This is a genomic window from Paenibacillus sp. J31R98 (genome assembly GCF_056269245.1).
In genome coordinates this window covers 154,412-175,999 of sequence record NZ_JBWDNO010000001.1, presented here as the reverse complement: position 1 = coordinate 175,999, position 21,588 = coordinate 154,412, and the positions used below count along the sequence as shown (strand labels likewise).

Genomic DNA, 21,588 nt, shown 5'->3' with positions numbered 1-21,588 from the left:
ACGACACCATTAGGTGTCCTGTAAAGATGCAATTTATTGTAATTTAAATTAAAAAACGCAACCCATGGAGATGGTCGCGTTTGGATACTGATGCTTATTTTCTCGCATCCATAATAAATAAAGAGGCATCTTGATTCATGAATATTTTACTGCCGCTATAAATGGTCTTCGAGTTCGTATCTCTGAATCCAATCTTGGCCATCAGATCACGAAGGGCTTCCTGATCGAATCCATTATGAACCATATCTGACGGAACATTCTCATTCTTGTCAAAGTCGACAATCAGCAAGTGTCCTCCCGGATTCAGCACCTCATACAACCTTGATAAGATATGCTCGACGTCCTTGATGTGGAGTAACACTTGAGCCATAAATATATAGTCGGCGCGGATGTCGGAACGAACTCCGGTCTCGAAATCAAAGCAAAACGTGCTTGCATTCCGGACATGAGCAGCAGCTAATTTATGATCGACCCATTCAAGCATATTGGGTGATGTATCCAGAAAAACGATGCTCTTGAAAGCATCATGCAAATTCAGCCCTACTAGTCCAGTTCCACATCCGAAATCAATCGCACTTTGGTCTGTTCCGTTCTCTACATATTCACGAATGGCATCTGATGCGATCTTCGCGATCTGAATTCTTTCAGCCGTATCGTAATTACGCGCCATTGCTTCGAAGATCTCCGTATTTCCCATGCCTTTGCCTCCACTTCATTGTCAACAGGATAGTAATCGGTACGCCTGTGGAGTCATGCCCATCGACTTTAAGAAAACCCGATGGAATTGACTTGTATTCGAAAATCCAAGATCTGCGCTGATCTGCCCGATCGTCGCCCGGGAGTGACGCAGACGGTTCATCGCCTCTGCCATGCGAAGCCTCAGCAAGTATTGATACGGCGTAGTGCCCATCGCCTCGCGAAAGGACCGTATAAAATGAAACCGGCTTTGCAAGGCGATTGCTGCCAGTTCGTCAATTGTAATGGTGTTCGTATAGCAGTCGTGCATATACGTTAGCGCCAGCAAGATATGAGGATCAGTAACGCCATTCGGCTTCGGCAAGTCGGTTGAAATTGTTGGCGTCTCCCGCTGAAGCCCAAGCAGAGCGGCAATATAGGTCATCACGTCATGCTCTACTTCATGCTTTGCTAATGGATCAGCGACAGCTTGGCCTTGAATTAGTGCAAGCATCCATTGACGAAATCGGCTAATGACGTCGTCCGTATCGAAGCTCTGACTGAGGTATTGTTCCACACCATTCTTGAACCCAGGAATGATGGAGGATAAACCGCCGTTTCCATTTTCGCGTACCTTCAGAACGATAACAGAGGTCATTTCCGCAAGGTGAAAATAGTGCTTCGTTCCCGGCGGCTGAATCAAGCCGTTCCCTTGCTTCAAATCATAGCTGCGCTCTTCCTGCGTGAAATAGCAGGTGCCTTTTATCGGCAGCGTGAATTGGATCCAATCGTCATGTTGATGAGGCGCATTCTTGAAATCGCCGCTCCCTTGCCATAACTCTACCCATTCTGTTTCGGTTCTCAGTTCCATGTCGCATCACCTGCACCCAGTATATCAAAAAATGCTTTTGTGCCGCACTTATTGCAACGACCCTTCCCATTTCGGTTTGTTATAATGTAGAAATCGAATAGGGGGATCTTCCAATGATTATTGATATGAAACATGTCTCTTGGCGCCGGGAGAGCTTAAGTCTGCTGGAGGACGTGAATTGGCAGGTTGCGCCAGGAGAGCACTGGGCTTTGCTTGGTCTGAACGGCTCTGGCAAAACAACGCTGCTGAATATCGTGAATGGGTACTTATGGCCATCTGCTGGCTCCGTCAGCGTACTTGGTCAAGCCTTCGGCGAGATTGATCTGCGAGATCTGCGCAAATCAATCGGCTGGGTCAGTTCGTCGCTGCAGGAGAAGCTCTATGTCAGCGACCGGACGCAGAACATCGTCATCAGCGGGAAACATGCAACGATCGGGATTTATGATTCGATATCAGAAGAAGACCTGACATTCGCGCGATCGCTAATGGACAAGTTAGGCTGTGCCCACTTGTGGGACCGAGAGTTCCGTACCTGTTCGCAGGGCGAGAAGCAGAAGCTGCTCATCGCTCGTGCACTGATGGCAAAGCCGCGCATCCTCATACTCGATGAGCCGTGCAACGGTCTTGATCTCTTCTCCCGTGAACGGCTGCTTGCCAGCATCAAGGATCTGGCCGAAAGCGACGATGCGCCGACGCTCATCTATGTCACGCATCATACCGAGGAGATTCTGCCCGTGTTTACCCATGCGCTGCTTATCCGCAGCGGCGAGGTCGTGTACAGCGGAAAAACAGAGGATGTCCTAACAACTGAGCGGCTTAGCGAGTTTTTCGAAGCGCCGGTTGTTGTGGAGACGCATAATGAGCGAGTGTATGTGCGAGTGTCGGAATGATATGGTTTTTGCGGTGAATGCGGCTGCGTGTGGGGCTGAGAGTGCGAAATTCGGCAGCATGGCGAGGCTGAGAGTGCGAAATTCGAACTCTCAGCTAAGAAATCGGCTGATTGCTGCTCTGAGAGTGCAATATTTGAACTCTCAGACTGAGAAATAGTCGATATCGGTAGCATAGCGAGGCTGAGAGTGCAAAATTCGAACTCTCAGCTAAGAAATCGGCCGATTGCTGCTCTGAGAGTGCAATATTTGAACTCTCAGACTGGGAATCAGCCGATAACGGCAGATTTGCGAGGCTGAGAGTGCAAAATTCGATCTCTCAGTGAAGAAATCGGCTGATTGCTGCTCTGAGAGCGCAATATTTGAACTCTCAGACACTGAGTAGTGGTTCGTTTGTTCAACTTACTTCCACGCTGAGAGCACATATGTGTGCTCTCAGCGGACTTTCGGCGCATTTTGGATGCTGAGAGCACGTATAGGTTCTCTCAGACACAGAATATCGGTTAGTTGTTCAACTTCGGCGCATTTTGGGTGCTGAGAGCACGTTAGGTTCTCTCAGTTTGTTTTTTGCGAGGTTTTGCGGATTGGGTCGCCCCGGGGTTCGAAGTCATCATACTTGATCTCACAGCATCTTTTAATAACCCAGCTCGTGCTCGATCTTCTGCTGAGAGAGGTTTTTTCCTCTCTCAGCTCCTGTTTTCGCTATTTTCGCTCACCGAGAGCGGGTATTTCCTCTCTCGACGCAGAAAATCAGAGCTCGAAACGGGTTTCCCCCGCTGAGAGAGGTTTTCCCCTCTCTCTGCCCTGTTCTCGCTAATTTCTCTCACCGAGAGCGGGTATTTCCTCTCTCGGTTCATCACGCATCTCTCAACAGCTCCAGCACCTGGTCGAGCCGCTTCGCGTAATCGCGGAGAGCGGCGGCGACTTGGGAACGTTTCTCTTTGTTGCGCATCGTCGCTTTAACCTCACCCATATTCATGCCACCGCCTAGTTCTTCCAATTGGATCCACAATCGGCTTCTTCCGCCTGTAGGTGTTTCAGCGGGCAGCAGCTCTTGGATTTGTTTGCCTAGAAACTTCAACTCGGAATAAGCAGGATTCATATCAGCGAGTTTGCTAAAGATGTATGTAGGCTCTCCACCGCTAGTTGCAAGGTTGCAGACATACACGCCGTAGTTCTCCCATAATCCAAGGCTTTCATCCTCGAATCGACCGGCTTCGATGTCATCCGCCCATGCGCGGTATGCCGCCGAACCGAAGAACATGCCGCCACGTTCCGGCAGGGTCAGCCAATGCGACATTTTCATGATTACTTTAAGGTAAATCTCCTCTAGTGAAACCTCGCGTTGTTTCTCTCCGATAAAGATCAAATCCAGCTTATTCTCATCATTCATTTCATAGTCAATTGTAACAGTGTCATGGATAAGCAATTTCAACGTTTGCCCGCCGTTATCGTATCCGACAATAAGGACGAATGTCCCTACGTCAGACTCCCATGCCGGTATATCGTTAAGATTAGATTTCACAAGAACTGGAACACCTTTGTTAATAAACTCTACTATTTTCTGCTGGTAATGAGTCTGATCGGCAATGATCTGCCCCGCTCTAACGTATTCATGGCTATACCCGAGCACGTCGAATACATACTCGATATGTTCAGGTCCCGCTAAGTACCCTGACACGCAATATTCGCAGCTGGTCGTCAAACGTTGATTGTAAACCTGCGCGACGGTATCTCCTGTAATGGCTGCAATATCCCAGTAATCAAGCTTCTCATGCTCTCCTACACGTTCCAAAATAAAATGAATGCAATCCGGCAAGCCGAAGTTATGACCTTTCATTCCCTCAAACAAGCTGCGAATTTCGGATAATTGATTAGCGTCTTTATAGGATTCCATTCACAGTCCTCCATGTAAAAAATAGTTAAAAAAAGATTAATTTAACTATAGCACAGAGGAATGAACCCTCGGTATGCCCTCTTAAAGATCCTATTAAAACACAAGAAGCGTGCCAGTAATTGTCGTGTTTTTCGAAGTGCCCCCGTCAAAAGATCAACATGGGCATTTTGAGCTAATTAGGCGCTGTCACAACCGTTAGGTTCCGATGTTCGGCTAGAACAAGCAACTCCCAAACCCAACAAAGTTGGGCACATACGATCATGAACTCTCTACCAACCAAGACTAAAGTTGTACAAATTTATCCTCCATTAATTGAAATTTATCCCTATTCAAAATTTTCCAATAATTCTATCCTGAAATAGATACATATATCCTATTTGGGAGGGTTCCATTGTCATGAAGAAACGTCTTCTGGTCTCATCGCTTAGCTTGGTCCTTGCAGCGACAACTGTATTAAGTACGGCTGGTGCAGCAACAAAATCCAGCACTATCGTGATCAGACACACGCAATTGGGCGAAGCGAAACAACAACGCTTCAATATCCTGAAAGACGTATTGGCAAAGGTTACAAAAGAAGTTCCAGGGGTCAAATACAAACTGGACGGCGTAGATTCGGACGTTAACCGCAAAGAGAAATTGCGTTCCGAAATGGTCGTCAACAAAGCTCCAGCGATCTTCGATCTTTTTGGCGGATCCGATACTCAATTGTATGTAGAAGCTAATCGACTGCTAGATCTAACACCGATTCTGAAAGAGCTCGGCTTGGATAAAAAGTTTATCTCCTTGGATGAATTTACAGTAAATGGAAAAGTATATGGTTTGCCTATCGGTGGCTACCAAGAAGGATATTTCTACAATAAAGAATACTTCAAGGCCAAAGGTCTGAAAGTTCCGCAATCCTTAAGCGATCTTGAGAAGTTAGCGGATACCATTAAGAAAGACGGAAAAACGCCTTTCGCCCAAGCTTCCAAAGCCGCATGGGTGCCGTTAATGACAGCAAATACGTTGTGGTCCCGTTACGCAGGTCCGAGCATTACGAATGGGTTCGCGACTGGAAAAACAAAATGGAATAGCGCTCCAATGGTGGCAGCCTTTGCAAAATACCAAGATTGGGTGAAAAAAGGTTACTTCAAGAAAGGCGAGCTCGGATTGGATTATGCCGAACAGCGCAACCAACTCATTCGCGGCGAAGCCATTATGATGTATGACGGATCATGGGCTTCCAGCGTATTCGCGGATCCTAAACAAGCCGGCAGTTTGACGAACAAAGTTGGTTATTTCGCAATGCCGGCAGTGGCTGGCGGCAAAGGCAACCAAACTTACGTTAACGGCGGATTCTCCAACGGTTACGGTTTCTCGGCAAAAGTGAAAAATGACAAAAAACAATTGGCATTCGTTAAATCGTTTATCAAGAACATGTACAATGACGAAATGCAAATTCGCGGACTAGAAGCAGATGGCGTGCTGCCTTCCATGAAAGTAAACAGCTCGAAATTGGCTAACGCCAAAGCTTCCGCTCTGGTGAAAGAAATCATTGCAGTAGGCAACAAAGCAAGCGGTGCCTTCCCTGCATTCGATTCCTTGGTTCAAGCAGACGTAAACACGGCGATTAGCGAAGGCATTCAGAAGCTAATTGGCGGTAAAATCACACCTAAAGCGATGCTCGACGGGGTTCAAAAGGTTCAGAATACAGTGAACAGCGACGACGATTTCTAAGCTAGGATAGGATAGGTGAGAAAAGTACCACCCTCCTCAGTGTGGGTGGTACTTTTTTATAAAACTGATTCATCAAGCAAATGTCTGATTATCGCGGAGGAAACGATGAACAAAACATTAAGAAACCCATGGACGTATGTGCTGTTTCTGCTGCCTCTCCTTATCCTATATGTCATGTTTTTCATTTATCCGATGATCTCTGCCTTCACTACTGGCTTTATGAAATGGAACGGCCTTACCGAACCGCGCTTTAATGGTTTAACCAACTTTGAGCATGCGTTTAATGACTCTTTATTCTGGGACTCCGTTCTCAATAACGGTAAATTCATTCTGTTCTCGGTTTTCGTGCAAGTGCCGATCATTATCTTCTTCTCACTCTTGATCAGCAACGTTAAAAAACTCAAAGGGTTATATAAAACGGCCGTATTTATCCCCTCTGTTATGTCAACGGCGGTAATCGGAATCCTGTGGAGCTTCATCTACGAACCGGATATTGGCTTGTTTAACCTTATTTTGACCAAGCTTGGATTACAGCCTGTCATGTGGTTATCCGATACCAAATGGGCCATGTTCTCGATCTTAATCACCAATGCGTGGCAATGGACGGGGTTCTACATCGTTATGGTTCTTGCTGCAATCTTGGCGATTCCTAGAGAAATAGATGAAGCCGCCATTGTCGATGGGGCAAGCGCATTTACGCGTGCAACCCGAATTACGGTGCCGCTCATTATGCCGGTCATCTCCGTTGTGATCATGCTTTCCATCGCAGGCGCGATGAAAGCGGCCGATATTATCATCGTTATGACGGATGGCGGCCCAGGCGGGGTAACGGATGTAATGGCAACCTATCTCATTAAATACGGAATCACGAATGCCAAATACGGGTATGGCAACTCCATTGGGGTGTTGATTTTCGCATTCTCTCTCATTCTTACAGCATTGTACCAATTCTTAATTGCCAGAAGAGTGGAAAGGGTCGAATACTAATGACGATGACGCTTAGATCCGTGAAAAAAAGCATCCCTCATATCCTATTAATCGCTTATTTGATCATGACCCTTTACCCGTTCGTCTTCGTCCTCTTCTCTTCCATAAAGTCAGATAATCAAGCGATTGCGAGTAATCCATTCGGTTTCCCTTCCTCGTTTCATTTTGAAAACTATTATGAAGCATGGGTGAATGCGAAGATCAGTGTTTACTTCTTTAATAGTTTGTATATCGCGACCCTATGCTCTATCGCGACGATTCTCTTCTCCTCTATGGGAGCGTTTGCGATTACGCGGATGCGATATTTGAAATCAAGCAAATGGCTGTACCAATTCATCTTGATCGGCATGCTCATTCCCGGCAATGCGTTGCTGCTGCCTATTTTCAAAATGTTGAATGAACTCGTGATTTTCGGCCAACCCATCTTGGGTACCCATATGGCGTTAATTCTTCCTTATACCGCTGGGGCTATTCCATTCACGGTTATCATTCTGTCGGCGTTCATGCGTTCGATTCCAAGTGAAATTGAAGAAGCTTCTGTCATGGATGGTTTGAGGCCGAAAGGAATATTCGCTAAAATTATTTTGCCCATTACAATCCCCGCATTGGTAACCGTATTTATCATCAACTTCATCGGAAATTGGAATGAGTTCCTGCTCGCGAACTTCTTCATCTCCACCGATGAATTGCGAACGCTGCCAGTCGGGATGGTCGGCTTCCGCGATATCTATAATACGAATTACGCGCAAATGTCGGCAGGCATCGTGTTCAGCATCTTGCCGGTCATGATTATCTACGCCGTCCTGCAAAAACAGATTATAGAAGGTTTAACTGCTGGTGGTGTTAAAGGTTGAGCAATTAAAAAGCAAGCCCTCTGCTGTTATCAGCAAGGGGCTTGCTCGTTAGATGAATGGGTTAGTCGAAGCGATATGTCCAGAAGCGCTCTGTTCCGTATCTCGCCTGTATTTCCTGATCCGACAAGCTGTTTTTGCCCATTAGCTCTGCGGCTTGGAACTGTGAACGATGCGATTGAATCGAGGCCATCTTCTCCTTCAAATAATGAGTAACGTTGATTACGACATCAGGATGCCCAATCGTAAGCTCGTGATCTCTAGAGAAAGCGATGCAATGAACAACGGGACGCTTGTCTGCAGGCAGCTTCGCAATGACGCGAATAACAGCTGCTCCGCAGGCATCGTGATCGGGATGAACGCTATATCCCGGATAGAACGTAATGACAAGTGATGGTTGAAGCTCCTTCACCAATGCTTCGATTCGACTGTCTAATAGCTGCTTATCTTCAAATTCGATCATTTTGTCATGGAAGCCGAGCATCCGCAAGTCCTGTATGCCGATTGCCCGGCAGGATGCTTCCAATTCCTCTTTACGAATGTCAGCCAGCGTCACTCGGTTGGCAAAGGGAGGGATCCCCATATTGCGCCCCATTTCCCCTAAGGTCAGGCAAGCATATGTCACCTTCGTACCTTGCCCAATGTGCATTGCCAACGTGCCGGCGGCCACGAACGCCTCGTCATCCGGATGAGGCAGTACAACTAGAATATGACTTTCCACTTGAAGTCTCCTATCTCTGGATTAGAATGGGGTTGTGCTCAGCTGGAAGGCAACGATCAGCTTACCTTGACTGTCATGTCCAGCCATGATCAATCGTTCCTTCTCCTGCTCTTCATAATAAGTGAGGCCTTCCGCGTATATCCAACCTCGCTCCATCTTCAAGCCGATCCGATATGGACCGCTTCCCGATATGGATCCATGCGAATACTTTACGATCGTGTTCGTAATGAAGATCGATCCGGGATGCTTCGAGCTATCTAAATGAGCGGCATACGCTCCGGTAGTCATTTCAAGGTGAATATAAAGCGATTGTTCCTTTAAAGCATCGATTCTAGCTTGGACATCCGATGTGTTGATCGGCTGCATCATGTCGCGATTGCCTCCTCTACCGTAGTAACTTGTGTATAGCTAGCTTAACCTTTTCAGGAGAGTAAGACAAATTTATAGCCCCCCCTAGAATTAGAATAGGATTGCCAAAAGCTGAACTCGTGAAATATACTAGTGTCAAATTATGTATTGGCGTGAAGCACATGCCGCTTTGATTATCAGGAATCTCATGGGATTCCTGATAATCAAAGCGGCATTTTATTTTCCAGATCGAAGGAAGGGCATGCCACCATGAGTACTTTTGAGACTATGATGAACCAATGGATTCAGGATCAACTTGCTGTAGAAAATAATCCAAGGAGACTCGAACTCCTTCAGAAGGATATCGGGCACGGTACGAAAGAGTTTTTGAGAACGATATGGTATCCTGCTGTAGGCAACTTTAATCATTTGTATGCGGAATGGGAAGTTCGGGATTATGGCAATCGATATCGTTATCTGGACCTCGCCTATATGCCTGGTGGAGCCAAAGGCTGTATCGAAATCCACGGTTACCGATCTCACGCCAGAGATATCGAAGCATGGCGATTCAAGGATTTATGCAAGAAACAAGTATACCTCGTACTGGGAGATTGGCTGTTCCTGCCTATTGCATACTTATCGATCGAGGAAGAGCCGGAGGTGATCAAGCAGATGGTATTGTCTTTTGTCGGTAAGTTTGTGTCGAAGTCAACAAACCATTCGCTCAGCTGGATTGAAGCAGAGACATTGCGGTTTGCGCGCGGAATCATTCGCCCTTTTCGCCCGGATGAACTCTCCTTGCACCTGAATCGATCTGCTAGACAGACCAGACGCATATTAGACAAGCTTGTTGCCTTGAATGTACTTAATGTTCAAAATGGACAACAGCGATATCGGACCTACCAAGTGGTCAATTTTGACGTTAGAACGATAATCATGTGCATTCGCAGTTTTGACGGACATCAATGACCGTTAGAGAGATTTAATCGCGGTTTCTTCTGGCAATTCCCTCGCTAATGGACATTTATGACCGCATGAAAGCTAGAATCTCAAATAATCGATGCTAACGGTCATTAATGTCCTCCGAATTAACAGCCTAGCCGATGCAGACCAATTAGCGATAGATTCAGACGTCGTGCTCATCCGCTAACGCCCCTGCGCGCGGGCGAACACCGGGATTCGCCCCCTTGTTGCGCGGCAATACAAAAAACAGCCACCTCGAAAGGTGGCTGTACTGTTCTGTTCATATGGAGCCAAGGGGGATCGAACCCCTGACCTCTTGCATGCCATGCAAGCGCTCTCCCATACAAGTGGCATAGATTCCCATTTAATCAATATAAATTACACTTGTAATTCGCTATTTAAGATCCGGTTTTGCAAGACCAATTACCTACAATCGAACACCTTTCATTAATACTTCTGGGGTTGTCTGCAATGCCTCTGCAATAGCACAAATATTCAGCAATGAAATGTTTCTTATCCCCCTCTCTACTCCACTAATGTAAGTACGATCTAGTTCTGCGATATGTGCAAGTTCTTCTTGCGATAATCCTTTTTCTTTACGCAATAATTGTACACGCTTCCCGAACATGATTTTGGGATTACTGTTTGAAGTAGTCATATATAAATAATTATTTCTTGTAGACTATAATTCCACGGACTATAAGTCACATCATTGTGATATGATAGATCAAAGAAACGAAAAGAGGTGAGTCCAATAGTTCGAAATCATCTTCGTACTTATTATGACGAATCCCAAAAATCATATATCAAAGAATATGAGTGCATATTTAGACGTCAAAAATTTGTTACACAAGTTATATTTCCTTGCCCATATCCTGATATACAATTTGAACAGGTAGAAGAGATGTTTATACAACAAATAGAAATAGAGTGTTTACCTATCTTGAAATCTCTATTTTTAGAAAGCAATTGGATTGGACTAGAGCTTAAAAATATTCGAGAAAAAGCATCTGAAAACAAAAAGCCACCTGTTTAAGGTGGGTTTTTATTAGACTATTTTATTTTCTTGGACTTCCTCAAAATTTAAAAATCTTGTCCAATCAACTATTTTTAATACTCCATCAGTTTCAAAAATTGCTTCAATAATTTCTTCTTTCTTTTCTGGGTTACTCTTAACATGTAAATATAAAGCCAATAATTGGACACCCGTCAAAAGACATTGGTTTCTTCTTTCACAATAACCGATCATTTGTGATGGGAAGTCATCTTCCAGTCTATCTCTCAATGGTATATCTTTAAAGGTATTTACTACTAAAATTCCTTTTGGATGAGTTCCATTAGTAGAGATATATTCACTAACCCATTTTTCTAGCTGTGCAGCATGTTTTTCTGCAGCACTTTTAGTAACTCCCTTTACCTCCACCACCGCTATCTTTCCATTATAGTCAAGTATCAAATCATCCCTACCCGGAAGCCCTTCTGCTACCGTAAATCCAAGTTCTTCAAACACTTTTCCAATTTGTACTTCTAGAGCTTTTCCGGTACCTGTGAACAGAATTTTATATTCTCTTATCTTCAAGAGTAACTCTTTTTGTTTATTTATTTTTTGCAATATTTTCTGCATCTCGCGTTCATTTTTTTGCATTTCTTTCTCATGTTTCAGTTCCTCGGGGAGTATGTAATCATTGGCCCAATCTGGTATTTTAAAATCACCAGTTTCTTTCTTTATATTCACTAATAACTGTTTTAAGGAAATAAAAAATTTCAATTCATCTTCTTCTTCATCATTCTCGTTGTTATATGTAGGAAGGAGTAATATATGTCCCTTATCATGCTCCAAGGAGGACCCTACAACTTTATTTGTACCTTTTATCTTAAAAATTGGTTTTCCAATATTCACTTCGAAATACGCATTATAGCACATAGATTCTTTATGCTTTTTCCAATATTCAGAGAAATTATTATCTCCAATAAAATCAATATTTGCCCCCGATGCTTCAATTGTTTTTAAAGTGCATGGCAATACTTCTGTTACATCCAACTGATCAACTATTCTCGTTGTTTGTCTGTTACGACCAGTTCCTGAATATTCCCTCTTTCCTGTATCAACGTAACAAATTTGTCGTGTTGGAGAAAAAACGACTATCGTTCTACCAAGTTTTAAAAGTTCATTTATTTCAAACTTCCGTCTTTTTATGTCATTTACTAACTGCACTGAATCATCGTCATCTAAACACTTATAACCTTGATACTTCCCATTTCCATATCGTGTTTCTCTGTACTCTCCAAGAATCGTACTAAAATCAATAATGACGATATCGTAATCGAAAAACGAAACAGATGATCTGAAGGAATAACAATCCACGAAATCTTCATGCTCAAAATAATTCCCAATAGCAAGAATTTTCATTTTTATTAATGCTCCTCTTGAGTGCAACATTTTCGATACGTTAAATAAAATAAGTTTTATATAATAAAAAAACCACCATATTGGTGGTATATTTTTTCATTTTGGTGGAGCGTAGGGGGGTCGAACCCCTGACCTCTTCGCTGCCAGCGAAGCGTTCTCCCACTGAACTAACGCCCCAAATCTAATTAAATTTGAAAACCAACTTCTATTACTTCAATAAAAAATTTTTGGGGTAGTGCGACCAGATCATTCGCTCTCCCAGCTGAGCTATGGCCCCGTAAACGAGCGTGTCACAAAGGAAATTATAGCACGCCCAGCGCTAGCTGAACAAGCACTATTTTCCCAAGTAACACGCCACATGTCCGCTCCACCTCACCCGAACCAAGCTTGCTGAAGCCGCGACACACCTTCACGAATCTGCTCCTCCTGCAACCCGGCAAAACCAAGCATGACATACGATCGCGGGCATTCCGCCGGTATCGTCCAATGCCTCATCGGCGAGTACACCTGCACGCCACGCTCAGCTGCCAGCCGGATAAGCTCTTCGCAGTCGCGTCCGTATACATCAAGCAGCAGATGCATCCCAGACTTCTGCCCAATGACGCCGACCCGACTCCCGAACTGATCATGGATCGACCGAAGTAATACCCGATGCCGCGTCTGATAGAGCTTCCGCATCTTGCGGATATGCCGCTCGAACGCTCCATCTCTCATGAACAGGTACATCGCTGTTTGGACGAGCGTCGATACGGACTGGCTGTAATTTTGCAGTCCTGACTTGTATGTGTTCGAGAGCGATTCCGGCAGCACAATATAGCTAAGTCTCGCACCAGGCAAGAAGGACTTCGAGAACGTACCCAAGTAAATAACGCGGTCGGAACGGTCAAGCGCCTTGAGCGCCGGAATCGGCTGACCCTGATAACGGAACTCGCTGTCGTAGTCATCTTCGAGAATGAATCCGTCCTGCTCGCATGCCCACTGCAGCAATTTCATCCGCTTCTGAACGGGCATCACGATGCCTATCGGGAACTGATGCGAAGGCGTCACGTAGACGACATTTGCCCCGCTGCTCCGAAGCGCCTCAATCGACAGCCCATCCTCCTCCAGCGGTATCGGAACCACCTCTCTCCGGTGGTTGGTGAACACCGCTCGGACCCCATTGTATCCGGGCTCCTCCATCCCAATCCGCTCCGTCAGCGGGAGCAGCTGGCAAAGCAAGCTAATGGCCTGCGCAGTTCCAGCGCTCAGGAAGATTTGATCAGCCGAGCACGCAACGCCGCGCGATTGGTACAAATACCTCGCAATCTCCTCACGTAGCCCCGGGTGTCCTTGCCGATCTCCGTAGCCAATGACTTCGTATAACCGGTCATCCATCGCTTCCGCCAAACACCTTTTCCATACCTTCACCGGAAAAAGCTCCAGCTCGACATCCCCATACTCAAAATCTATCGTCCCCGCTCGCCCCTGAACACCGCTCTCCTGAATAGACCATTCGCTCACCGGTCTCGAGCTTGTTTTCCCTTCTACTTCAGGCAGCTGTTCCATCGGCAGCACGAAGATCCCACTCCTCTGCCGGCTCTGGAGGTAACCTTCTGATAGCAGCTGCTGATAGGCGGCTTCTATTGTATTTTTGCTGACCATTAAGTGTGCGGACAATTGGCGAATCGACGGGAGCCGGTCATTCACCGCCAAAGCTCCATCCTCAATTTGCTTCCGGATATATCGATAGAGCTGGTCGTATAACGGACTTTCGCATTCTTTTTCCAGTTTGGGGGTTAAGCTAATCATATCTACTCACCATCTGTACCCATTATTTTATTCATAACTGTCACTTCAGACAGGGACAATTTCCATCTAAAATGACTATAACATATCAGATGCTAGCTGCAAAAGAAAAGAAGGAGAGATAACCATGTTTCCAATACGATTGCAAAAGCGCGCTTGCACCGACCAAACCAAAATCCAGCAGTTCCTCGAGAAAGCCCAAATCGGATATCTTGGCCTATCCACAGATGACATCCCCTATGTCGTACCGCTCAATTATTATTGGAGCAACGGTTCCATCTACTTCCATGGCGCAGCTGAAGGCCGCAAAATTACAATGATCGACCGCAACCCGCGTGCCTGCTTCACCGTGAGCGAAGAATACGGGACTATCACATCGCCGATCCCCGCCCATACGGATACCGCCTACATGAGCGCCATTGTTGATGGCACTATCGTTAAGGTGACCGACATCGTCGAAGCAACGGAAGCGATGCAAGGAATGCTGAACAAGTACGTCCCCGGCTACTATGACAAGCCGCTTCCGCAGAGCCACTTGGAGAGATATGTGTCTTCGATGGGCAGCAAAACCTCCGTGTATAAGCTTGTTTCCACCTCCGTAACCGCTAAGGAAAATGAAGCGCAGCCTGAGCATATGTTTTATCCGGGGAGGACGATTCATCAAACGCAGCAGAAATAAGAATTGGATGCATTTTGCTGATGCATTCGTTATACTAGCTGTACATATATGTTGGTCGTGAAGCACACGCCGCATTGCTGCAAGGTTCACCAGAAGAGGTGACTTTGTGCGCAAGGCGGCTTTTTTGCGTCTAGTCGGCCGATTATGAGAGGATGAGTGACAGTATAATGAATCCGTTCGAAGAGGCATATGAGCAATGGTTGAGTAATCATATCTCGGAAGAAAGTAACCTTCGCAGGCGCGAATTGCTTGAAAAAGGGCTCGGCCACGGCACTCGGGAGTTTCTGAGAGTAATCTGGTACCCCGCCGTCCGCAACTTCAACCATCTCTATCCGGAATGGGAGGTGAGAGATTTCAACAGCGGCTATCGCTATGTGGACCTCGCTTATATGCCCGGCGGTGAGATGAAAGGCGGCATAGAGATTCAAGGATACGGTCCTCATGCGCGAGATCTCGATGTAAGAAGGTTCAAAGATTTATGCTGGCGTCACAGCTTACTCGCACTGGACGATTGGCTATTGTTGCCGATCGCCTATCTGTCGTTAACGGAAGAAACTCAGCGCTGCCAACAGCTTGTGCTTTCTTTTATCGGGAAGTTCGTGACCACGATGGAACTACCTCAGCATCTGGGGTGGCTGGAAGCGGAAACCGCACGGTTCGCCCGCCGCCTTCTGCGACCATTCACGCCTGCTGAGCTTGCTGCGCATTTGCGAGTTACAGACCAACATGCTCGGCGGCTCTTACACAAACTGGTGGGTCATCAGCTCTTAATTGTTACCGGGGGCAAGCAGAGGTATCGTACATATGCGATACGGACCAGTTAGTTTGCTTGTTACACTTGATTACCTAACTCCAGCCCTGTTCCTCCTCTAACGAACTACAGAAACGTTATTCGTCCAAATTTGGCAGGTTTGTTTTTCTCTGGTAACGCTATTCCGCGGAATTTTGCTACTTTGCAGGGGTAAATAAGGCAATAGCGTGACTGGAGTTCGTTAGCCGATAAGAACAGTCGATTTTGACTAAATAAGCGCTATACGATTCGTTAGCCGGTAGTGGGCTGCTGGGCAGAGTTCCAAAAAGCTCCTGTCCTGCTCCACCTGTTCCTCCTCTAACGAACTCCAGAAACGTTATTCATCCAAATTTGGTGGGTTTGTTTTTCTAACGAACTCAGGTAACGCTATTCCGCGGAAATTTGCTACTTTGCAGGGGTAAATAGGGCAATAGCGTGACTGGAGTTCGTTAGCCGAAAAGAACTGTCGATTTCGGGTAAATAAGCACTATACGATTCGTTAGCTTAATTAGTTGGTGTATGCACACATGAAACGAAAGAACACAGCGTTAGCTGAGTTAGTTGGAGAGCCCGCACACTTGAAGTGGAAAAACGCAGCGTCAGCTGAGTTAGTTGATGAACACGCGGAGCAGCCTTCGCAGCGTCAGCTGAGCTAGTTAGCGAGCACACGCAATGCGTGCAAGCACGCTGCATTAGCTAAACATGCGCCTCAACTGCTCGCGCGCGCATGCACTATGCTCGCCCCCATGCACTCCCACACAAACAAAAAACACACCTGCACCCAGGTGTGTTTTTCCAACTTACCGCTTCGCGCTCTCCGCAATCACATAATCCACCAGCTCATCCAGCGGCACGGTCGCGAGGCAGATCGCCGTGTCTGTCGCGCCGTAGTAGATGTACAGCAAGCCGTCCTTCACGACATTCGCTGTCGGGAATACGACGTTCGGGATGAACAAACCGAACTTCTCATAATACGTCTCCGGCTCCATGATGAAGCCTGGCGCACGCGCGACGACGTTCTCCGGCTGTTCGAGATCGAGCAGCATCGCGCCGACACGGTACACATGGTCTGGGCCGACGCCGTGATACAGCACGAGCCAGCCTTTATCGGTCTTGATCGGAGGCGTCGATCCGCCGATCTTCTTGAACTCCCACTCCTGCTCCACCGTCGCGAACAGAATCGGATCTTCCCAATGGATCAGATCATCGGAGTACGAGATCCACATCGCTGGCTTGTCTGTACCATACGCCTCGCCGATATATTCCTCCGGACGGCGAAGCAGCGCGTATTTGCCGCCAATTTTCTCAGGGAACAAGATATTGTCACGGTCATTAATCTCAAGCGGCGTCGTATCGCAGAGGAACTCCCAGTTGATCAAATCCTTCGACGTTGCAATGGATGAACGCGTCCGCCAATGTACCTCTTCCTCGCCCCAGCCATCCGGGAACGACGGACGCGAGTTATTCGGAATGCCGACGCCAGTCGGGTAGTAGCTCATCGAACACGGACGCAGCGCGTAATTCAAATAGAACGTATTATCAATCTTCACGATTCGCGGATCTTGAATGCTTCCATGCGGGAAGCCGAACTGCTCCGGATGAATAACCGGACGATCCAGCACATGCTTGAAATTCACGCCATCCTCGCTCTCCAGCAAGCCGAAGAAGCATTGAAACGGATCCAGACTGCCCGCCGTCCGCTCCATCATATAGAATTTGTCGCCTTCGATAATAACAGCCGGATTGAATACCGTAGCTTTACGCCAGTCGTAAAGGCCGGGAGTGACAATCGGGTTTGCTTCGCAACGCGTTATTTTCATCCTGGTTCAACCTCTCTCGTGATATTCACCCCACTATAGCATGCTTCTACAGGCCCTGGAACGGGTCATGGACAAGTCCAAACAAAAACAACCCTAGTTCAAACATTTTTCATCCTATCCCTTAATCGCCTCCCGCGAATCGGAACAAAAAAAACGCCCAAACCACAAGGTTTGGACGTTTTCGCGAACGAAGACGCGAGACTAGTCGCGACTAATCATCGCACAGCTATAACGGATTCTTATTCAGCAAATTGCTCAGTTCTTTCATAAACATGTCGATGTCCTTGAACTGGCGATAGACGGAGGCGAATCTGACATAAGCGACTTCATCGACCGGATACAGCTGTGACATGACGAGCTCGCCGATTTCGCGGCTCTCCACTTCGGCAAGCGCCGTCGTGCGCAATTCTTTCTCCGCTTCAGACACAATGATTTCAAGCTGATCAATCGATACCGGACGTTTCTCGCAGGCACGAATAAGTCCGCGCAAAATTTTATCACGGCTGAACTCTTCGCGACTGCCGTCTTTCTTAATGACGATCAGCGGCGTTTCTTCCACCATCTCGAACGTCGTGAACCGCCTTGTGCATTTCTCACACTCACGGCGGCGGCGAATCGATTTATTTTCGTTAGCGGGTCTGGAATCAAGCACTTTTGTCCCTGCATAGTCGCAATACGGGCATTTCATCGGTTAATATCCTCCGTCTTCATAGCAAAGTGAACGCCAAATCTCTTCAGCAATCGTTTCCCAGCTGTTACCTGTTATTAAAAAAGGCATTCCGCACATAATACAGTTACCAACCGCAAGGAGGTGAACGACAGTGGCTAACGGAAACAGCAACCAACTAGTTGTACCACAAGCTAGCGCTGCACTAGACCAAATGAAATATGAGGTCGCACAAGAGCTGGGTATTTCCCTTCCGCAAGATGGATACTACGGCAACATCACAACAAAAGATGCCGGTTCCATCGGTGGTAGCATTACCCGCAAACTGGTGCAAATTGCAGAGCAATCTCTCGCAGGTCGTTAATCTAAGGTCTTAATCAACAAGCTTTGGCTGGTTGCCGACAGGTAGCCGGCCAAAGTTTCTTTCAATTATATCCACAGCAGACCACCACCACACACTACCACCTAATTACTCGGTGAGCAAATCCGGATATAGGTCCTTGTACTTATTATAATAATAAATGACTCGCTGTACATAGTGCCTTGTTTCACCATACGGCACCTGATCTACCGTCTCCAGCTTCCCGTCCCATGTTCCGGCTTTCAACCAGCGGTTCACCGTGCCGGGTCCTGCATTATAAGCCGCAATTACCGTATACATATTGCCATCAAACTGGTTATACAGCGCATTCAAGTACCACGAGCCCATTTCAATTCCGATATCAGGCTGGTTTGAAATCGCTTCTAGTGTAACATTCGAGAATCCGCCGCGCTCGATTATCCATTTGGCCGTATCCGGCATGAGCTGCATGACGCCGATTGCGCCTTTTTTGGATACTACGCCTGGCTTATAGTTCGTCTCAACGCGGATTATGGCAGCGACGAGATGCGGTTCGAGCTTGTAATTGGTCGCGCTAATGACAATATCCGAGCGGTATTTCACCGGATACATCCAATGGCTCATCCATTCCGAGCGTACGAATAATAAAGCAAGTAGTGCAATTGCAAGGATGAGGACCACTCTGCGCCGAAATTTGTTTCTTCGTTTCTTCTTCACAACACTCATGGCAATCCCTGCTCACGCCAAAATCGATCCACTTGCTCTTCCGTCTCCGCCAGCGATCCGCTGTTGTCAATTACGTATGTAGCCCGGCGCTTCTTCTCTTCAATATCGAGCTGCAGCGCGATTCGCTGCGAAGCTTGCTCCTCTGTAAGCTGATTACGCTGCATCAGCCGCTCAAGCTGAATGTGCTGCGGAACATAGACGACCATCACCGCATCGTAGAACGCATCTTGTCCCGTTTCGATCAATAAAGGAATATCCGCGACGATCAGCTGTTTCGGGTCCGCTGCTTCATAAGCCTCTATTCTGTCCCACATTCGCTTCCGAATTGCAGGATGGAGAATCGATTCCAGCTTCGCGAGCCTCTCCGGGTTGCCAAACACCAGCTTGCCAACCTCTGCCCGGTTCATTGTACCTTCTGTATTCAAGACAGCTTGTCCGAATTCAGCAGCGATCGCTGCTAGCGCAGGCTCGCCGGGAAGCACGACTTCCCGAGCGACCTGGTCTGCATCAACAAGCTTGGCCCCGCGAGCGAGAAGCATCGCGCTGACTGTGCTTTTGCCACAAGCGATGCCGCCTGTTAATCCGAGTTTCAATCCATTCACCTCATATTGGAATAAGCCTACACTTACAATACCATTCTATTCTACATGAGCCGCAAAAAGCCCATCACAATAAGCATAATGCCAGGCAATACCGATAACGCCTGCATGCCCCGCCATCCGGCGAAGCGGAATCCGAGCCTCATGCCACTAAGCAGAAATACAGCGCTGGCCGTACAAATGACGAAGGCCGTCAGCAGCGGGTTGAACCCCACCATCGCAGCGCCAAGCCCTGCGCCGAAGCTGTCGAGCGACAAAGCGAAGCCGAGCAGAATTGCCTCTGAAGCCGAGATCGTTCCGGAACGGTCCACGTCAGCCACTTGAGGCGTACGCAAGATCTGAATGACGATGCCGAGCCGCTTGAGCTCAAGATTGATAATCGCCGATGCGGCAAGCTCGCCAGCTGGTGGCTTCACCTCCGTGACGGCAATGCCGCTCACTTGCGTCGCTGCTCCATCTGCGCTATCCTCATCTGCGCCATCGGCATCTGCATCAGTACCAGCTTTACGGCGCTTCCAATATTGAACGAGCGCCCAGACACCGATACACATTAGCAGAAGCGCACCGATCCATTTGGCTATGGCCGGCGACATATAACCGGTTAAGATCGAACCGATCTGCATCGCCAGCCAGACGACAAGACCTGAACAGAACGCGATAATGACGACCGAGAAGAGTGGAATCCGAATGCGACGCAAGCCATACGTAACTCCAACGCCAAATCCATCGACGCTTACGGCAAAAGCAAGCAGCAGCAATGATGCGGCATGTATAAGCACTTTGATGTCCCTCCCATGATGACGAAAGCACAGGCTTCTGTGCACTCGCCTAGAACACGAATGGTACATCATATGCGCTCCGCTTCAAGTCGTGCCTTATTTGGCAGGCTGCTTGACTTGCTTCGTTCGCTTCTTATCCTTCGGCAAAGGCTGACAGCGCAGACAAATATGTGTCCCTCGCCCGCCGACAACTGTCTTGTTGATCGGACCGCCGCAGCTGCGACATGTTTCCTTCTCGCGCCCATAGATGAGCAGCTCATGCTGGAACATGCCCATTTCTCCCTGTCCGTTCACGTAGGACTTAATCGAAGAGCCTCCTGCATCGACTGCGCGGCTAAGCGTTGCGCGAATGGCGTCGTATAGACGGCTCCAGTCCGCAGCCTTCAGCGAATTTGCCGTTCGCTCCGGGTGAATGCCAGCTGTGAACAGCGCTTCATCGACGTAGATGTTGCCAAGCCCAACAACATATTCCTGGTTCAAGAGCAGCGGCTTAATCTTCGTCGTGCGATGCGCCACTTCTTTCTTGAACGCTTGCAGCGTGAACGCCTCATCGAGAGGCTCGATGCCAAGCTTATTCAGCGGCGGCAGCGTCAAATCCTCGCCCGGCGCGAATAGATGCATCGTCCCGAACTGGCGCACATCCTTGTAGCGCAGCTCCGTGCCGTCTACGAAATGAAACCGGACATGCGTGTGCAATTCAACAGGTTCATCTTGCTTATATACTCCATAACGGCCTTCCATGCGCAGATGCGACACGAGCACCAGGCCATCCAGTATGATCCTAAGAAACTTACCCCGTCTTTCAACGGATTGAATCGTGTGGCCCGTAAGGGCATCAGCGAATACTTCGGGCTCATGCGGCTTCTGAATAATTCGCGGCAGCGTAACCGTAACCCGTTCGATCTGTTTGCCTGCAACAAGCTCGTTCAGCGTGCGCCGAACGGTTTCAACCTCTGGTAATTCCGGCATTACCTTGTTTCCCCTCCCATGCCAAAAAGCTCAACCACCATTATACCTCAGCGCGGCTAAAACTCCTAGCGCTAGAGCTCGCCGGATTCAGCTAAATGTGCATACAAA

General features: G+C 47.4%; 23 protein-coding genes and 1 tRNA gene. 9 read left to right on the top strand and 15 right to left on the bottom strand.

What is annotated here, in order from left to right; translation table 11 throughout:
* Positions 1–94: 94 nt before the first annotated feature.
* Both AC0YNX_RS00725 and AC0YNX_RS00720 read right to left on the bottom strand, forming a co-directional pair.
* On the bottom strand, positions 95–697 hold the full coding sequence (locus AC0YNX_RS00725; RefSeq protein ID WP_475813742.1) for a class I SAM-dependent methyltransferase: 603 nt from the start codon (positions 695–697) through the stop codon (positions 95–97).
* A 21-nt stretch (positions 698–718) separates the two neighbouring features.
* A complete protein-coding gene (locus tag AC0YNX_RS00720) occupies positions 719–1,546 on the bottom strand; it encodes a helix-turn-helix domain-containing protein (RefSeq protein WP_475813741.1) in 828 nt (275 codons plus the stop codon).
* A gap of 113 nt (positions 1,547–1,659) precedes the next feature.
* Between AC0YNX_RS00720 and AC0YNX_RS00715 the strand changes: the two genes are divergently transcribed.
* The gene (locus AC0YNX_RS00715) at positions 1,660–2,436 is read left to right on the top strand and encodes an ABC transporter ATP-binding protein (protein ID WP_475813740.1); all 777 of its coding nucleotides are present in this window, start codon (positions 1,660–1,662) and stop codon (positions 2,434–2,436) included.
* 853 nt (positions 2,437–3,289) lie between these two features.
* On the opposite strand, the gene AC0YNX_RS00710 is transcribed toward AC0YNX_RS00715, so the two are convergent.
* A complete protein-coding gene (locus tag AC0YNX_RS00710) occupies positions 3,290–4,330 on the bottom strand; it encodes a cysteine peptidase family C39 domain-containing protein (protein WP_475813739.1) in 1,041 nt (346 codons plus the stop codon).
* 396 nt (positions 4,331–4,726) lie between these two features.
* Between AC0YNX_RS00710 and AC0YNX_RS00705 the strand changes: the two genes are divergently transcribed.
* The 3 genes from AC0YNX_RS00705 (at position 4,727) to AC0YNX_RS00695 (ending at position 7,887) form a co-directional block, all read left to right on the top strand.
* Positions 4,727–6,046, top strand: coding sequence for a type 2 periplasmic-binding domain-containing protein (locus AC0YNX_RS00705; RefSeq protein ID WP_475813738.1), 1,320 nt, complete (start codon positions 4,727–4,729; stop codon positions 6,044–6,046).
* Between the two features lie 105 nt (positions 6,047–6,151).
* Positions 6,152–7,033 carry a carbohydrate ABC transporter permease gene (locus tag AC0YNX_RS00700; RefSeq protein WP_475813737.1) on the top strand — a complete coding sequence of 294 codons (882 nt, stop codon included), beginning with the start codon at positions 6,152–6,154 and terminating at the stop codon, positions 7,031–7,033.
* Between the two features lie 5 nt (positions 7,034–7,038).
* Positions 7,039–7,887, top strand: a complete 849-nt coding sequence (locus AC0YNX_RS00695) for a carbohydrate ABC transporter permease (RefSeq protein WP_475813736.1) — start codon at positions 7,039–7,041, stop codon at positions 7,885–7,887.
* A gap of 61 nt (positions 7,888–7,948) precedes the next feature.
* Here AC0YNX_RS00695 and bshB2 read toward each other — a convergent pair whose 3' ends face one another.
* Both bshB2 and AC0YNX_RS00685 read right to left on the bottom strand, forming a co-directional pair.
* Positions 7,949–8,605: a bacillithiol biosynthesis deacetylase BshB2 gene (gene bshB2, locus AC0YNX_RS00690; protein ID WP_475813735.1), complete on the bottom strand. Its 657-nt coding sequence runs from the start codon at positions 8,603–8,605 to the stop codon at positions 7,949–7,951.
* Between the two features lie 21 nt (positions 8,606–8,626).
* Positions 8,627–8,971, bottom strand: coding sequence for a YojF family protein (locus AC0YNX_RS00685; protein ID WP_475815146.1), 345 nt, complete (start codon positions 8,969–8,971; stop codon positions 8,627–8,629).
* A gap of 270 nt (positions 8,972–9,241) precedes the next feature.
* On the opposite strand from AC0YNX_RS00685, the gene AC0YNX_RS00680 reads away from it, so the two are divergent.
* A complete protein-coding gene (locus AC0YNX_RS00680) occupies positions 9,242–9,922 on the top strand; it encodes a transcriptional regulator (RefSeq protein WP_475813734.1) in 681 nt (226 codons plus the stop codon).
* A gap of 421 nt (positions 9,923–10,343) precedes the next feature.
* Here the strand turns inward: AC0YNX_RS00680 and AC0YNX_RS00675 are convergent, their stop codons facing one another.
* The gene (locus tag AC0YNX_RS00675; protein WP_475813733.1) at positions 10,344–10,574 is read right to left on the bottom strand and encodes a helix-turn-helix domain-containing protein; all 231 of its coding nucleotides are present in this window, start codon (positions 10,572–10,574) and stop codon (positions 10,344–10,346) included.
* Between the two features lie 87 nt (positions 10,575–10,661).
* Here AC0YNX_RS00675 and AC0YNX_RS00670 point away from each other — a divergent pair, with 87 nt between their 5' ends.
* Complete coding sequence (locus tag AC0YNX_RS00670; RefSeq protein WP_475813732.1) at positions 10,662–10,952, top strand: hypothetical protein; 291 nt, start codon at positions 10,662–10,664, stop codon at positions 10,950–10,952.
* A gap of 12 nt (positions 10,953–10,964) precedes the next feature.
* Here the strand turns inward: AC0YNX_RS00670 and AC0YNX_RS00665 are convergent, their stop codons facing one another.
* The 3 genes from AC0YNX_RS00665 to pdxR all read right to left on the bottom strand — a co-directional run bounded on the left by AC0YNX_RS00665 (position 10,965) and on the right by pdxR (position 14,012).
* Complete coding sequence (locus tag AC0YNX_RS00665; protein ID WP_475813731.1) at positions 10,965–12,326, bottom strand: hypothetical protein; 1,362 nt, start codon at positions 12,324–12,326, stop codon at positions 10,965–10,967.
* A gap of 102 nt (positions 12,327–12,428) precedes the next feature.
* Positions 12,429–12,503 (bottom strand) — tRNA-Ala (locus AC0YNX_RS00660).
* Positions 12,504–12,698: 195 nt separating this feature from the next.
* Positions 12,699–14,012 (bottom strand): MocR-like pyridoxine biosynthesis transcription factor PdxR, encoded by a 1,314-nt coding sequence (pdxR, locus tag AC0YNX_RS00655; protein WP_475813730.1) that lies wholly within the window; start codon positions 14,010–14,012, stop codon positions 12,699–12,701.
* 226 nt (positions 14,013–14,238) lie between these two features.
* Between pdxR and AC0YNX_RS00650 the strand changes: the two genes are divergently transcribed.
* On the top strand, positions 14,239–14,790 hold the full coding sequence (locus AC0YNX_RS00650; RefSeq protein WP_475813729.1) for a pyridoxamine 5'-phosphate oxidase family protein: 552 nt from the start codon (positions 14,239–14,241) through the stop codon (positions 14,788–14,790).
* Between the two features lie 167 nt (positions 14,791–14,957).
* A complete protein-coding gene (locus AC0YNX_RS00645) occupies positions 14,958–15,614 on the top strand; it encodes a transcriptional regulator (RefSeq protein ID WP_475815145.1) in 657 nt (218 codons plus the stop codon).
* Positions 15,615–16,380: 766 nt separating this feature from the next.
* Here the strand turns inward: AC0YNX_RS00645 and AC0YNX_RS00640 are convergent.
* Together AC0YNX_RS00640 and nrdR are read right to left on the bottom strand one after the other, a co-directional pair.
* Positions 16,381–17,400: a glycoside hydrolase family 130 protein gene (locus AC0YNX_RS00640; protein WP_475813728.1), complete on the bottom strand. Its 1,020-nt coding sequence runs from the start codon at positions 17,398–17,400 to the stop codon at positions 16,381–16,383.
* A 226-nt stretch (positions 17,401–17,626) separates the two neighbouring features.
* Entirely contained in the window at positions 17,627–18,088 is a 462-nt protein-coding gene (nrdR, locus tag AC0YNX_RS00635) for a transcriptional regulator NrdR (protein WP_475813727.1), read from the bottom strand.
* A 133-nt stretch (positions 18,089–18,221) separates the two neighbouring features.
* Here nrdR and AC0YNX_RS00630 point away from each other — a divergent pair, with 133 nt between their 5' ends.
* Entirely contained in the window at positions 18,222–18,431 is a 210-nt protein-coding gene (locus AC0YNX_RS00630) for an alpha/beta-type small acid-soluble spore protein (RefSeq protein WP_090572721.1), read from the top strand.
* Positions 18,432–18,536: 105 nt separating this feature from the next.
* Here AC0YNX_RS00630 and AC0YNX_RS00625 read toward each other — a convergent pair whose 3' ends face one another.
* The 4 genes from AC0YNX_RS00625 to mutM all read right to left on the bottom strand — a co-directional run bounded on the left by AC0YNX_RS00625 (position 18,537) and on the right by mutM (position 21,480).
* Positions 18,537–19,133: a lytic transglycosylase domain-containing protein gene (locus tag AC0YNX_RS00625; protein WP_475813726.1), complete on the bottom strand. Its 597-nt coding sequence runs from the start codon at positions 19,131–19,133 to the stop codon at positions 18,537–18,539.
* A complete protein-coding gene (gene coaE, locus AC0YNX_RS00620) occupies positions 19,130–19,726 on the bottom strand; it encodes a dephospho-CoA kinase (RefSeq protein ID WP_475813725.1) in 597 nt (198 codons plus the stop codon). Before coaE ends, AC0YNX_RS00625 begins: the two co-directional genes overlap by 4 nt.
* Positions 19,727–19,776: 50 nt before the next feature.
* Positions 19,777–20,511, bottom strand: a complete 735-nt coding sequence (locus tag AC0YNX_RS00615; RefSeq protein ID WP_475813724.1) for an MntP/YtaF family protein — start codon at positions 20,509–20,511, stop codon at positions 19,777–19,779.
* 96 nt (positions 20,512–20,607) lie between these two features.
* The gene (gene mutM, locus AC0YNX_RS00610; protein ID WP_475813723.1) at positions 20,608–21,480 is read right to left on the bottom strand and encodes a DNA-formamidopyrimidine glycosylase; all 873 of its coding nucleotides are present in this window, start codon (positions 21,478–21,480) and stop codon (positions 20,608–20,610) included.
* Positions 21,481–21,588 lie beyond the last annotated feature (108 nt).

Coding starts and splice junctions, on each gene's coding strand:
- AC0YNX_RS00725 (WP_475813742.1), bottom strand. CDS start 697: ATGGGAAATACGGAGATCTTCGAAGCAATGGCGCGTAATTACGATACG.
- AC0YNX_RS00720 (WP_475813741.1), bottom strand. CDS start 1,546: ATGGAACTGAGAACCGAAACAGAATGGGTAGAGTTATGGCAAGGGAGC.
- AC0YNX_RS00715 (WP_475813740.1), top strand. CDS start 1,660: ATGATTATTGATATGAAACATGTCTCTTGGCGCCGGGAGAGCTTAAGT.
- AC0YNX_RS00710 (WP_475813739.1), bottom strand. CDS start 4,330: ATGGAATCCTATAAAGACGCTAATCAATTATCCGAAATTCGCAGCTTG.
- AC0YNX_RS00705 (WP_475813738.1), top strand. CDS start 4,727: ATGAAGAAACGTCTTCTGGTCTCATCGCTTAGCTTGGTCCTTGCAGCG.
- AC0YNX_RS00700 (WP_475813737.1), top strand. CDS start 6,152: ATGAACAAAACATTAAGAAACCCATGGACGTATGTGCTGTTTCTGCTG.
- AC0YNX_RS00695 (WP_475813736.1), top strand. CDS start 7,039: ATGACGCTTAGATCCGTGAAAAAAAGCATCCCTCATATCCTATTAATC.
- AC0YNX_RS00685 (WP_475815146.1), bottom strand. CDS start 8,971: ATGCAGCCGATCAACACATCGGATGTCCAAGCTAGAATCGATGCTTTA.
- AC0YNX_RS00680 (WP_475813734.1), top strand. CDS start 9,242: ATGATGAACCAATGGATTCAGGATCAACTTGCTGTAGAAAATAATCCA.
- AC0YNX_RS00675 (WP_475813733.1), bottom strand. CDS start 10,574: ATGACTACTTCAAACAGTAATCCCAAAATCATGTTCGGGAAGCGTGTA.
- AC0YNX_RS00665 (WP_475813731.1), bottom strand. CDS start 12,326: ATGAAAATTCTTGCTATTGGGAATTATTTTGAGCATGAAGATTTCGTG.
- AC0YNX_RS00650 (WP_475813729.1), top strand. CDS start 14,239: ATGTTTCCAATACGATTGCAAAAGCGCGCTTGCACCGACCAAACCAAA.
- AC0YNX_RS00645 (WP_475815145.1), top strand. CDS start 14,958: ATGAATCCGTTCGAAGAGGCATATGAGCAATGGTTGAGTAATCATATC.
- AC0YNX_RS00640 (WP_475813728.1), bottom strand. CDS start 17,400: ATGAAAATAACGCGTTGCGAAGCAAACCCGATTGTCACTCCCGGCCTT.
- nrdR (WP_475813727.1), bottom strand. CDS start 18,088: ATGAAATGCCCGTATTGCGACTATGCAGGGACAAAAGTGCTTGATTCC.
- AC0YNX_RS00625 (WP_475813726.1), bottom strand. CDS start 19,133: ATGAGTGTTGTGAAGAAGAAACGAAGAAACAAATTTCGGCGCAGAGTG.
- mutM (WP_475813723.1), bottom strand. CDS start 21,480: ATGCCGGAATTACCAGAGGTTGAAACCGTTCGGCGCACGCTGAACGAG.